The following is a 12,019-nucleotide window of genomic DNA, read 5'->3' as shown; positions in this document are numbered from 1 at the left end:
AGGCGCGACCTCTCGGGGGCCGCCGAACCGGCAGAATGGAATGATGGCACTCCCCCTGGTTGAACTGCACCTGCACATCGAAGGCACCCTCGAGCCGGAACTCATCTTTGAGCTCGCCGCCCGCAACAACGTGACCCTCCCCTGGGCGTCGCTTGACGAGCTGCGCGCCCAGTACGAGTTCAGCGACCTCGGCTCTTTTCTCGACCTGTACTACCGCAATCTCGATGTGGTGCGCGAGCGTATCGACTTCGCCGAGCTGACCCGCGCCTACCTGAAACGCGCCGCAGCGGGCGGGGTGCGTCACGCCGAGATTTTCTTCGACCCGCAAGCGCACACCAGCCGCGGCATCCCGTTGGCGACCGCGCTCGGCGGCGTGCATGATGCGCTGGCGAACTCGGCGGCCGAGTTCGGGGTCAGCACCAAGCTGATCGTCACCTTTTTGCGCGATCGCCCGGCAGCCGAGGCGCTCGAGATTCTGCGGCAGATTCTCGCCGGCGACGTGGCCGATGGTGTGACCATCGACGGGATCGGACTCGATTCGGCCGAAGTCGGCTACCCGCCGTCGCTGTTCACCGAGGTGTTCGAGTTGGCCCGCGCGAACGGCCTGCACGTGGTCGCGCATGCCGGCGAGGAGGGCCCGCCCGCCTACGTCTGGGAATCCCTCGACCTCTTGAAGGTCGAACGCATCGATCACGGCATCCGCAGTCTCGAAGATGACGCGCTGGTCGAGCGCCTCGTTGCCGAGCGCATTCCGCTCACCGTCTGCCCCCTCTCGAACGTGCGCCTGCGCGTCATCGACACCCTGGCCGACCACCCGCTGCTCGGCATGCTCGAGCGGGGACTTCTCGTCACGGTCAATTCCGACGACCCGGCTTACTTCGGCGGCTATGTCGACGAGAACATGGCGGCGTTGACCGCCGAGTTCGATCTGGATGCCGTACAGCTGGCCCTCCTGGCCCGCAACGGAATCGAGGCCTCGTTTCTCACGGCCGCCGAGAAGGCTGCGCTGACCGCGGAGGTCGACATTTGGTTGCAGGCGCAGGCCTAGAGCCAACCGCGCTTCTTGAACACGAAGTAGAGCCCGAACCCCATTCCCACCATCAGCGCGAGGGCGAACGGATAGCCGTACTGCCACTCCAGCTCAGGCATCACCCGAAAGTTCATGCCGTAGATCGTTCCGACCAACGTCGGTGCGAAAAGGATCGCCGCCCAGCTTGAGATCTTCTTGACCTCCTCGCTCTGCGCAAGGCTCGTCTCCGACAGGCGGCGCATTTCGTCGTTCTGTCGCTGCCCGACGAGGGTCGAGTGGGTGGTGAGGGCGTTCTGCAAGAGCTGCCGGAACGAGTCGCCGCGGTCGACGAGCCGTATGGTGTGGTCGAGCACGTCGCGCAGTCTTCGCTGCAGTTCCAGGTCGACGGCATATTTGTCGAAGCCGCGTTGCAGAGCTTCGAACATCCCGACCATGGGCTGGGTCGCACGCTGAAGCTCGATGACCTCGCGAGACAGCGCGTAGATGCGCCGGGCGACGGCCGGATCGCCGTCGAAGAGCTGATCTTCAATCTCGTCGATATCGTTTTGCAGGCCCGCCATCACCGGCGCATACTCGTCGACCACCTGGTCGAGAATCGCGTAGAGCACGGCCTCGGCGCCCAAGGCGAGCAGCCCTTCTTCGGCCTCGAGCCGATGGCGAACCTTCGCGAGATCCGGCGACTCCGCATGACGAATTGTCACCACGAAGTCGGGGCCGACGAACACATGAAGCTCGCCGAATTCCACGCGCTCATCGACATCCATGTACCGGGCGGGGCGCAGCACGATGAACAGCACGTCGCCGTACCGTTCGAGTTTCGACCGCTGGTGACCCTTCAGCGTGTCTTCGACGGCCAGGTGGTGCAGGCTGAACTCCTCGGCCACCGACCACACTTCGTCGTCGGTCGGCCGGTACAGTCCGATCCAGGCGAAGCCGTTGTGGGCCTTCATCACCTCGTAGGTTTCGTCGAGGGTGGCCGGCGTTGCAACACGCTTGCCTCCCACATAGATCGCGTTGTCAATCAGCGCCATCGGGTCTCCTCACTCGCGGTACCAGTGTGTCAGGCGGATGACGTTGTGCCGCACAGCGGCTTTGCCGACCGTGCCTCAGCAACTACCCTGAATCCATGGCCGACGGGGGATGGACGCGCACTGCGCTCGTCGTCGAGGACCAACCGTTCATGCGTGCGCTCATCGCCGATGCGCTGCGTCATGCCGGATTCATCGTGCACGACCGGGACTCGGCGAGCACGGCACTGGCCGACCTCGACGATCTCGACCCCGATGTGCTGATCACCGACATCGATCTCGGATCACGCCCGAACGGCATCGAACTGGCCGTGATCGTGAATGCGAAGGCCCCGCACATGGCAATCGTCTTTCTCACCAACTACCCGCGAGCCGGCACCGCCCCGGGCGCGGCCAACGCGCCCGTTGGATCGGTGTTCGTGAACAAGGCGGCGATCGAGTCGGTTGATGCCCTCATCCAGGCAGTGAATGCGGCGCTCTCCGCGACGCCGACATCACCCTCGTCGGCGCCGTCGATCGAGGCTCCGATCGATCGGATTGCCCGTCTCACCCACACCCAACTCGATACCCTGCGGCTCGTGGCTCTCGGTTCGTCGAACGCGGAGATCGCCCGCCGGCGCGGAACGAGCCTGCGCGCGCTGGAGAAAACGCTCACCCGCACCTTCGACGCTCTGGGTTTGACGCACGACGCATCGATCACACCGCGGGTCGCTGCGACAAATCTCTACCTGCGGGTCTTCGGCTTTCCGCTTCCGGTGGCCGCCGACGTCGCATCGTCAGAGTCGCCCGGATGACCCGCCGCTTTCGGTGGCTCGACCGGGCGTTCGGTTCCAACGTTCTGACGATCTGGTCGTGGTTGCTCACCTTCCCGTTCGCCGTGACCGTGATGGGCGGGTCAGAGTACGTCGACACGACTCCGGTGCGCGGAGCCGAGTTCGCCGTTGCAGCGATCGTGCACGTGCTCACGGGGGCGGGAATGTTCGCCGCCCGCTACACCGTGCTGCGGCCCGGCCAACGACGCCATCGTCGAGCACGGGCGCTCATCGTGTTCGCCGTTCTCGGCGCCTCTCGACCGTTTCTTTTGATCGTGGTGTCGGATGCCATCGGGCTGCAGATGCAACCCGGCGCCGTGTTCACCCGCGTGGCGATCAATGTCGTGTGCACGATCACGATGCTGACCCTCATCGCGTTGCTGATCGATGTGCTCCGGCGGCACCAAGCGGTGCAACGGCGTTTGCGCTCAGCCCTGACCACGCTGAATCTGCAGCGCGAGTTCGATGAGCAACAGTTGGAGGGACTGCGACGTCAGTACGTCGACGATGTCACGGTGCGCATCGACTAACGTCAGCGTGACTTTCACCGTGATTCAGCTGGTGCTGGGCGCCGGGCTCTATCTGTCGGGCAGCGCCCTGACAGCGGCGCTCACGCGCAGGGTGCAAAACTCCGGCGTGCGGATCGCCGTGCTTTCGCTCGGCTACACCTCCACTGCGATTCTGGCCACCCTCGTCATGCATTGGTCGGCGCACACCGCCGGGTACTCGCCCACCATGAACTGGTCACCCGCTTTCATCTATCCGAGTTTCGCGCTCGCTCTCAGCATCATCGCCGCCACCGCCGCGGAACTCGCCGGCGACGAGCAACGACTTGCCGAGCTGCTGGCGGAAGAAGTACAGCACACCGCACACACTCATAGTCGGCTGCGGCTGGCACGCAAGCGCACGGCACACCTTTTGCACACGGCGGTGCAGGGCGAGTTGGTCGCCGCTGCGCTCTCACTTCAACGCCGATCCTCGGCAACGACCGACCCGCTGTCCACCAACGTGTGGGGCGACGTGATGACCACCATCGCGCGGATCAAGCACGAGGTCGCGCAAGACGACGTCGTGGATCCCACACCGGCAGCAGAACAAGTCAAGGCGCTCATCACCATGTGGGGCAGTGCGCTGCGCATCACGGCGCGGTACGACGACGAGGTCTGGCCGGTACTCGCAGCCGACGCGGCGCGCACCGAGATGGCGGTGGATGCCCTCTCCGAAGGGTTCACAAACGCCGTGCGTCACGGAAACGGACAGCGTGTCGACGTGCACCTGGGCGTTGCCGGCCCCCTCCCCCGTGCGATCATCACGGTCAGGTCGGCTGGCGTGATCTCGTCGGGGCCGACGAATGGTCTCGGACTGCGCTCCCTCCAGAGCTCCGCGAGCGCCGTGACACTGAGCGAATCGCGCGGCGAGGTGTCGCTCGTCGTCGAGTTGGCCTGATCGACCACTTCGTTGGTCGAGGAGGCCGCCCGCGGCCGTCTCGAGCGATGTACTGAGCCTGTCGAAGTGACCTCGTAAGTCGACCCCCGTACGCAACCAGGTTCAGAGATCGGCTCGCCTGATCTCGAGACGCGGCCTCCTCCGTCGGCTGCTCCTCGATCACCGACGATGAAAAGGTCGCGTTAACCGAACACCCTCGAAGTCTGCGCATGCCACTGTCGTAGTCTGCACAGGAGGGGGGACTTGTGGAATCTACGCACAGCATCGGAGTAGTCGCCGACACCGAATTCGGTGCCGTTCGCGGAACGCTCGACGGCTCCACCAACGTGTGGAGGGGCATCCGCTACGCCGCGCCGCCTCTCGGAGAGCTTCGTTTTCGCGCACCGCAGCCACCACCGCTCGCCGGTGCCATCGTCGATGCGACCGCATTCGGGTCGCAGTCACCCCAACCCCGCTCGTCGGTGTTTTCCCGCCCGGCCGCCGGACGCATGCATGAGGACTGCCTGACCGTCAACGTGTGGTCGCCGTCGGGTGGCACCTCCCGCAAGCCGGTCCTGTTCTGGATTCACGGCGGCGACAACCTGCAGGGCGCCGCGAACGTGCGCCCGTTCTCCGGTCGATCACTGGCCGAGAATGGCGACGTTGTCGTGGTGAGCGTCACCTACCGACTGGGGATCCCCGGTTTTATCGACTTCTCGTCATTTGCGACGCGTCAGCAACCGTTCGACTCGAATCTCGCCGTGCGCGACGTGATCGCCGCGCTTGAGTGGGTGCAGAGCAACATCGCCCAGTTCGGCGGCGACCCGAGCCGGGTCACCATCGGCGGGGAATCCTCCGGTGGTTCCATTGTCACCACCCTTCTCGGGGTGCCGACGGCCGCGGGTCTCTTTCACCGAGCGATCGCCCAGAGCCCACCGGCCGTCACAGCGCACAGCGCCGCCGACGCCGCGAACACCGCACGCACAGTCTTGGCGATGCTTCGTGTGCACCCCACCGACATCCACCTGTTGCGCGAGAAGCGGTCAGACGCCCTGGTTGCTGCGGCGGCCCGGCTTGTCGCGGCGACCCGTCTTTCTGAGGCCACCCGCCCTTCTGAAGCGCGCACACTGTTGGCAGATGCCGGCACGCCGTTCGCCGCAGTCGTCGACGGAACGCTGGTGCCCGAGCATCCGCTCACCGCACTGGAGAACGGCCGGGCTCACCGCATACCCCTCGTGATCGGTTCGAACCACGACGTGGCAACGGGGCTGGCCGCAGTGCTGTCGAGCAAGCACGACGGTCACGCGACGACGACGGAAACCGACCCCCGGTTGGCGGCCCTCGCGATCGCCGACGCCCATAGCCGGTTCGCACCGGTATGGCTCTATCGATTCGATTACACGCCATTATCTCGACGAGCGTTCGGCAGCCGAGCCCCGCGTTCCTCTGAGCTCCCCTACCTCTGGGGCGCCCTCCCCCGCGGCCCGATCGCACGGCTCGAAGCACTCGCCTCCGATTCGACCGCACAGCGGCTCTCGGCGCGGTTCCAGCACCGCTGGTTGTCGTTCGCGAAGCTCGGCATCCCCACGCACGCGGGCGGCGAACCGGTCTGGACGTCATTCGACGAGCATCGCGCGACGATGATCTTCGACGGCCAGGATGCGCTGGTCGACGATCTCGACGCCGAGTTGCGGCTGCAGAACGACACCGCGCGACAGTCCGCGGGAGCACCGCGACACTGACCTAAGCTGACCCCATGGCTCTCGCTGACGATGCTCACCCATTCGCTGAACGCGTTTTTCTCGGGACCGTGCTCACCCTGGATCCCGAACATGCGGTCGCCGAGGCCGTCGCCGTGCTCGGCGAGCGCATCGTTTACGTGGGCGATCGGGCCGGTGCCGACGCGCTGATCGGCGCACACACTCAGGTGAGCGAGCTGGGCGACACGGTGCTGTTGCCGGGATTCGTCGAAGCGCACGGGCATCCGCTTTCTGAGGCGGTGTTCATCAGTCCGCGGATGGTCGACATCCGACCGGTTGTCGCCGCGACGGCCGCGCAGGCGCTTGCGATTCTGCACGCCGCGATCGACGTCGCCGGCCCCGGCGGCGTCTACGCGAACGGCTGGGATCCCCTCCTGCAGGTCGGCTTGCCGACGCCGACCCTCGACTGGATGAATGAGCTCTGCCCCGACAAGCCGTTCGCCATCTTGCACAATTCGGGCCATTCGGCGTGGTTCAACTCCGCCGCCGCCACCTTCAGCGGGGTCACCCGTGAGACGCCGGACCCGGTGGGCGCCTCCTTCGGGCGAGACGAAGCCGGCGACCTCGACGGCAGCCTGCAGGAGGTCGGCGCCGCCGAGCTCATCTTCGGCCCGGCACTGGCCATCGAGCCCGACGAGTTCGTCGCCCTTCTCGCCGCCGAATCCCGCCGGTTGAACGCAGCGGGAATCACGACCATCGGCGAACTCGGTTTCGACCCCAGCAGTCGCGCCCGGCTCGACGCGGCGCGGCAGGCCGGCGCACTGACCGTGAGACTGCGGCTCTACGAGATGTCGACGGCGGCGAAGACGAGTGCCGCGCAGCCCGGCGACGGCAACGACATGGTGCGGCAGATCGGCATCAAACTCTGGGCGGATGGTTCACCCTGGGTCGGCAACATCGCCACTTCGTTCCCCTACCTCGACACCGCGGCCACCCGCGCGCTCGGACTCGAACCGCACCACCACGGTCACGCGAACTACACCGAGGCCGAGATCGAAGAGATCAGCGAGGCCTACTTTGCCGCCGGCTGGCAGCTCGCCTGCCATGCGCACGGCGACCTCGCCATCGACGCGGTTCTGGATGCCTGGGAGCGGCTGCTCACACGGCACCCGCGAGCCGATCACCGGTTGCGCCTTGAGCACGTCGGTGCAATGACTCCGGAGCAGTTCGACCGGGCCGCACGCCTCGGCGTCACAACGAGCCTGTTCATCGATCACCTCTACTACTGGGGTGACGTCTTGGTCGAGGGTCTGTTCGGACTCGAGCACGGTGCCGTCTGGGTGCGTGCCGGGTCCGCTCTGGCCGCCGGGGTGCGGATCTCCTTTCACAACGACGGCCAGGTGACTCCGCCGGAGCCGCTGCGCAATATCGAGATCGCGGCGACCCGCCGCAGCCGGTCGGGGCGGGTGTTGGCACCAGCAGAGCGCATCAGCGTCGCGCAGGCGCTGCGGGCGCAGACCCTCGACAGCGCGTATCAGCTGTTCTCTGAGCACGAGGTCGGCTCGATCGCGGTCGGAAAACTCGCCGATTTTGTGGTTCTCGGTTCGTCGCCGCTCGCGACGGATGCCGTCACCTCGCCCGCGGGAAGCATCGCGAACATCCCGGTGCTGGAAACCGTTCTCGGAGGAAAGACGGTTTTTGACGCGTCGTTGGTCGAGCCGATTTCGTAGCCGAGCCGATTTCGTAGCCCGAGCCGATTCCGTAGCCCGAGCCGATTCCGTAGCCCGAGCCGATTCCGTAGCCCGAGCCGATTCCGCTGGTCGAGCCTGTCGAGACCTCGTGAGCCGATCCGCAGACCGGGTTACCGGATCTCGACAAGCTCGATCACCGAGCCCGCTCGATCACCAATGCCCTTACGCCCCCGAATGAGACCTGAACGACCGCAACCGCAAGCTGTTGCTCACCACGAAGACGCTCGAGAACGCCATCGCCGCGCCCGCCAGCATGGGGTTGAGCAGCCCGGTTGCTGCCAGCGGAATCGCCGCCACGTTGTAGGCGAACGCCCAGAACAGGTTCACCTTGATCGTGCCGAGCGTGCTGCGGGACAGCCGGATCGCATCCGCTGCCGCACGCAGATCACCCCGCACCAGCGTGAGATCGGCGGCCGCGATGGCGGCATCGGTGCCGGTTCCCATCGCCAGACCGAGATCGGCCTGGGCGAGCGCCGCGGCATCATTGACGCCGTCGCCGACCATCGCCACGACCTTGCCCTCGGCCTGCAGCCGCCTGATCACGTCGAGTTTCTGCTGCGGCATGACCTCGGCGATCACCTGGTCGATCCCGACCTCTGCGGCAACCTGCTCAGCCACAGCGGCATTGTCACCGGTGAGCAGCACCGGAGTCAGGCCGAGCGACTTGAGCTGGCGAATCGCCTCGGCGCTCGTTGCTTTGACGGCGTCAGCGACCACGAGCACCCCGCGTGCTTCGCCGTCCCAAGCGACCACGACCGCGGTCTTACCTTCGGATTCGGCGCGTGACTTCGCGAGCGCCAACTCTTCGCCCAGCGTGATCGACCAGTCGGCCAGCAGCGACTCACGGCCAACGAGAACGGTGTGCCCGTCGACGACGCCCTGCACGCCCTTACCCTCGACATTGACGAAGGATTCGGGCACCGGCAGCGCTCCGACCCGTTGCGTGGCACCCTTCGCGATGGCCCGGGCAATCGGATGCTCAGACGCGTCTTCGAGGGCACCGGCGAGACGCAGCAGCTCGGCCTCGGTTGTGGCGGCGGACGTCGACGCGGCAGTGATCACCGCGAGCAGGGTCATCGTGCCGGTGGTGACGGTTCCGGTCTTGTCGAGGACGATGGTGTCGACCGTGCGGGTCGATTCCAGAACTTCTGGCCCCTTAATCAAAATGCCGAGCTGCGCGCCGCGGCCGGTTCCGACAAGGAGGGCTGTCGGGGTGGCCAGCCCGAGCGCACACGGGCAGGCGATGATGAGCACGGCCACCGCCGCGGTGAACCCCATCGAGAGCGGAAAGCCGGCACCGATCCAGACACCGAGCGTGGCCACCGCGATCGCGAAGACAATCGGTACGAACACGCCGGACACCCGGTCGGCGAGACGCTGCACCTCGGCTTTGCCCGACTGCGCCTCTTCGACAAGCCGGGCCATCTGAGCCAGTTGGGTGTCGGAGCCGACCCGCGTCGCACGGATGACCAGGCGACCACCCACGTTCACCGTTGCGCCGGTCACGGGGTCACCGATTGCGACCTCGACCGGAACTGATTCGCCGGAGAGCATGCTCGCATCGACGGCCGACCGTCCGTCGACGACCACGCCATCCGCCGCGATCTTCTCACCGGGGCGGATCACGAACTCGTCGCCGACGGCCAACTGCTCGGTCGGGATGCGGGCCTCGACGCCGCCGTGCAGCACCGCGACATCTTTCGCACCGAGCTCCATCAGCGCGCGCAACGCGGCCCCCGCCTGACGCTTGGAGCGTTTCTCGAAATAGCGCCCGGCGAGCACGAACATGGTCACACCGGCGGCGACCTCGAGGTAGATGTTGGCTGCGCCGTCCGAGCGGGTGAGCGCGAAGTCGAAACCGTGGGTCATGCCGGGCACGCCCGCGGTTCCGAGGAACAGAGCGTAGAGCGACCAGAGGTAGGCGGCGATCGTGCCGACCGACACGAGGGTGTCCATGGTGGCGGCGCCGTGGCGCAGGTTCATCCAGGCCGCTTTGTGGAACGGCCAGGCCGCCCAGACGATCACCGGTGAGGCCAGGGCCAGCGACGCCCACTGCCAGTAGGTGAATTGCAGCGCCGGCACCATCGCGAGAACGATCACAGGAACCGAGAGAATGATGCTGCCGATTAGCCGCTGGCGGAGTGACGTCAACTCGGGGTCGGCCGGGGCGCTGTCGCCGTCGGAGCCGGTACCGCTCCCCGCGGCATCCGCCTTCGTCGCCGGGAGCGCTGCGGTGTAGCCGGTCTTCTCGACTTCGGCGATGACAGCGGATGCGTCGACCCCGGCGGGCACGAAGACGCGCGCCTTCTCGGTGGCATAGTTGACCGTCGCGGTCACCCCGTCGAGTTTGTTGAGCTTCTTCTCGATGCGCATCGCGCAGGAGGCGCAGGTCATTCCGCCGATCTCGAGTTCGATGCGGGTGCCGATCGGTGTCTCGAGCGAGGTCTCACTCATCTGATATTCCTCTAGTGATTCACGTCGTCGTTGTGCTCGGGCTGAATGGTCGGGGCGATGCTCGGGCCGACGTTCGAACCGACGCTCGACTCCGCATCCGGCCCGATGACAGGGGCCAAGGCTTGGCCGACGAGCAGGCTACCGGCGAAGATCGCAGCCAGCCCTGCGCCGAACAAACCCAATGTGGCGGGTGCGCGCATGGTTAGGCCCGCACCGCCTGGTAACCCGCCTCGTCGACGGCCGTGATCACGGCAGCGTCGTCGAGCGGCGCGGCGCTGGTGACCACGAGTTTTCCCGTTGCCGAGCTGACGTCGACCGCGGTGACGCCGTCGAGCTGGGTGACCTCGGCGGTGACCGAACGCTCGCAGTGTGAGCAGGTCATCCCCGTTACGGCGAATTCAGTGGTCGTCATCTGTTGTCTCCTTCGTGCACACGTTGTCGATAAAGTACCCCTAGGGGGTATCACCTGGATCAACCTTAGACCCATGCGGGCTATTCCCCGCAAGTCCTGCACACTCAAGTGCAGCGTTGATCGCGCAACAGCGACCAAGCCCATTAGTGATTGAGTCGCGATTGAGCTTGCCGACGCTTCTCGGAGGGATCCTGTATTCCGGTCTCACAACCGTCAGAACGGTGGAATTCCGACCTCAGCCGGGAGCGATTCAGAGCGCTCTTCGGGCGGCGTGCTGGGCCCGATCCGGTGTTCGGGTTCGGTCGTGTACCGGTGCCCAGTCGGGGAGGTCCAGGTGATCGTGCCGGTGTCGTCTTGCACGTAGGACCAGCCGATTTCGTGTTTGTCGCGGTGGTTCTTCGGGCAGAGTGAGGCCAGGTTGGTCAGGTTCGTTTCGCCGCGGTGGCCGTTCTCCCAAAACGGGATGCTGTGGTCGATGTCGCAGTCCGCGGCGGCCCGGCTGCACCCCGGCGACCGGCAGGTCGCGTCCCGGAGCCGCAGTGCCGCCCGCAGGTCGGCCGGCGGGGTGTAGCGGTCGCGGCCGACGGAGAGGAACGCCCCGGTTTCCGGGTTGGTGAGCACCCGCAGCCAGCCGGGTGAGCTGCCGGCGAGTTCCCGGGCGGTGTCGAGGTCGATCGGCCCGTACCCTTCGAGCACCGGGGGTTCGTCGCTGCGGCCGAGCAGGGTCAACGCCGGGACCAGGATCACGACGTCCGCCTTGATCCCGCGGCGACGCTTCCGGCGGCTCCGGCCGGTGCCGGTCGCCGCCCCACCGTCGCCGTCGGTTTCGTCCGCGTCGTCGTCGTCCGCGTCGTCATCGCCGGTCGTGTCCCGGTCGAGGATCAGGTCGGCGAGCACATCCGCCTTCAACTGGGTCAGGGTGCGCGGCTCGTCGGCCCGTTGCAAGCCGCGCGCGGTGCTCGTCAGTCGGGTGCAGATCGCCTGCGCCTGGGCGGCGGGCAGGAACGCGCTGAGGTACGCCATGCCGTCGGCGGCCGGTTCGAAGAACACCGCCCGGTCCGCGACACTTTTCTGATGCCGGGCGGTGATCGATTCCGGGTCCAACCGCTCCCGGGCCTTGCGGGTCTTCTGCGCGAACCGGGACACGATCAGGTTCCCGGCACCGGGCAACACCGCCTTCTCCAGCGCGGCCCGGTCCGCCGGACTGAGCGTGAACGTCTGGTCGGCCAGCACGGTGGCGTGCCGGTAGCTGATCTGCCCGGCCTGCAACGCCGCGAACGTATCCGGCAGCGAGTGAATGAGCGCCTGGCCGATCGCGATCTGCGTCTCCATCGTGCGTTCCGGCACCCGCAACGCGCAGGCGAGTTCGGTCACGAGTACTCGCCGGTTCGCCCAGCGCTGCCGCAG

Annotated in this window: 11 protein-coding genes; 6 read left to right on the top strand and 5 right to left on the bottom strand. The window is 66.5% G+C overall.

Annotated features, from left to right (window positions below; translation table 11 throughout):
• The first annotated feature begins 40 nt into the window (after window positions 1-40).
• A complete protein-coding gene (locus AC1DCF_RS10320; protein ID WP_477210935.1) occupies window positions 41-1,048 on the top strand; it encodes an adenosine deaminase in 1,008 nt (335 codons plus the stop codon).
• On the opposite strand, the gene AC1DCF_RS10315 is transcribed toward AC1DCF_RS10320, so the two are convergent.
• Complete coding sequence (locus AC1DCF_RS10315) at window positions 1,045-2,061, bottom strand: magnesium and cobalt transport protein CorA (protein ID WP_441792480.1); 1,017 nt, start codon at window positions 2,059-2,061, stop codon at window positions 1,045-1,047. The genes AC1DCF_RS10320 and AC1DCF_RS10315 overlap by 4 nt on opposite strands.
• A 95-nt stretch (window positions 2,062-2,156) precedes the next feature.
• Here AC1DCF_RS10315 and AC1DCF_RS10310 point away from each other — a divergent pair, with 95 nt between their 5' ends.
• The 5 genes from AC1DCF_RS10310 to AC1DCF_RS10290 all read left to right on the top strand — a co-directional run bounded on the left by AC1DCF_RS10310 (window position 2,157) and on the right by AC1DCF_RS10290 (window position 7,725).
• Window positions 2,157-2,852: a response regulator gene (locus AC1DCF_RS10310; protein WP_477210934.1), complete on the top strand. Its 696-nt coding sequence runs from the start codon at window positions 2,157-2,159 to the stop codon at window positions 2,850-2,852.
• Complete coding sequence (locus AC1DCF_RS10305; protein ID WP_477210933.1) at window positions 2,849-3,400, top strand: hypothetical protein; 552 nt, start codon at window positions 2,849-2,851, stop codon at window positions 3,398-3,400. Before AC1DCF_RS10310 ends, AC1DCF_RS10305 begins: the two co-directional genes overlap by 4 nt.
• Window positions 3,401-3,407: 7 nt before the next feature.
• Window positions 3,408-4,316, top strand: a complete 909-nt coding sequence (locus tag AC1DCF_RS10300) for a sensor histidine kinase (RefSeq protein WP_477210932.1) — start codon at window positions 3,408-3,410, stop codon at window positions 4,314-4,316.
• A 245-nt stretch (window positions 4,317-4,561) separates the two neighbouring features.
• A complete protein-coding gene (locus AC1DCF_RS10295) occupies window positions 4,562-6,037 on the top strand; it encodes a carboxylesterase/lipase family protein (protein ID WP_477210931.1) in 1,476 nt (491 codons plus the stop codon).
• Between the two features lie 14 nt (window positions 6,038-6,051).
• Window positions 6,052-7,725 (top strand): amidohydrolase, encoded by a 1,674-nt coding sequence (locus tag AC1DCF_RS10290; RefSeq protein WP_477210930.1) that lies wholly within the window; start codon window positions 6,052-6,054, stop codon window positions 7,723-7,725.
• Between the two features lie 183 nt (window positions 7,726-7,908).
• Here AC1DCF_RS10290 and AC1DCF_RS10285 read toward each other — a convergent pair whose 3' ends face one another.
• From AC1DCF_RS10285 to AC1DCF_RS10270, 4 genes are all read right to left on the bottom strand, one after another.
• Complete coding sequence (locus AC1DCF_RS10285; RefSeq protein WP_477210929.1) at window positions 7,909-10,200, bottom strand: heavy metal translocating P-type ATPase; 2,292 nt, start codon at window positions 10,198-10,200, stop codon at window positions 7,909-7,911.
• 11 nt (window positions 10,201-10,211) lie between these two features.
• The gene (locus AC1DCF_RS10280) at window positions 10,212-10,400 is read right to left on the bottom strand and encodes a hypothetical protein (RefSeq protein WP_441792474.1); all 189 of its coding nucleotides are present in this window, start codon (window positions 10,398-10,400) and stop codon (window positions 10,212-10,214) included.
• A 2-nt stretch (window positions 10,401-10,402) separates the two neighbouring features.
• The gene (locus AC1DCF_RS10275; RefSeq protein WP_477210928.1) at window positions 10,403-10,612 is read right to left on the bottom strand and encodes a heavy-metal-associated domain-containing protein; all 210 of its coding nucleotides are present in this window, start codon (window positions 10,610-10,612) and stop codon (window positions 10,403-10,405) included.
• Window positions 10,613-10,825: 213 nt separating this feature from the next.
• Window positions 10,826-12,019: HNH endonuclease signature motif containing protein (locus tag AC1DCF_RS10270; protein ID WP_477210927.1), on the bottom strand; the 1,194-nt coding region annotated here is incomplete at its 5' end.

The organism is Leifsonia sp. 10L418 (genome assembly GCF_056395445.1).
This window is presented reverse-complemented; position numbering and strand designations above follow the sequence as displayed.

Excerpts from the sequence above, each read along its gene's own strand:
- AC1DCF_RS10320 (WP_477210935.1), top strand. The coding sequence starts at position 41 with ATGATGGCACTCCCCCTGGTTGAACTGCACCTGCACATCGAAGGCACC.
- AC1DCF_RS10315 (WP_441792480.1), bottom strand. The coding sequence starts at position 2,061 with ATGGCGCTGATTGACAACGCGATCTATGTGGGAGGCAAGCGTGTTGCA.
- AC1DCF_RS10310 (WP_477210934.1), top strand. The coding sequence starts at position 2,157 with ATGGCCGACGGGGGATGGACGCGCACTGCGCTCGTCGTCGAGGACCAA.
- AC1DCF_RS10305 (WP_477210933.1), top strand. The coding sequence starts at position 2,849 with ATGACCCGCCGCTTTCGGTGGCTCGACCGGGCGTTCGGTTCCAACGTT.
- AC1DCF_RS10290 (WP_477210930.1), top strand. The coding sequence starts at position 6,052 with ATGGCTCTCGCTGACGATGCTCACCCATTCGCTGAACGCGTTTTTCTC.
- AC1DCF_RS10285 (WP_477210929.1), bottom strand. The coding sequence starts at position 10,200 with ATGAGTGAGACCTCGCTCGAGACACCGATCGGCACCCGCATCGAACTC.
- AC1DCF_RS10280 (WP_441792474.1), bottom strand. The coding sequence starts at position 10,400 with ATGCGCGCACCCGCCACATTGGGTTTGTTCGGCGCAGGGCTGGCTGCG.
- AC1DCF_RS10275 (WP_477210928.1), bottom strand. The coding sequence starts at position 10,612 with ATGACGACCACTGAATTCGCCGTAACGGGGATGACCTGCTCACACTGC.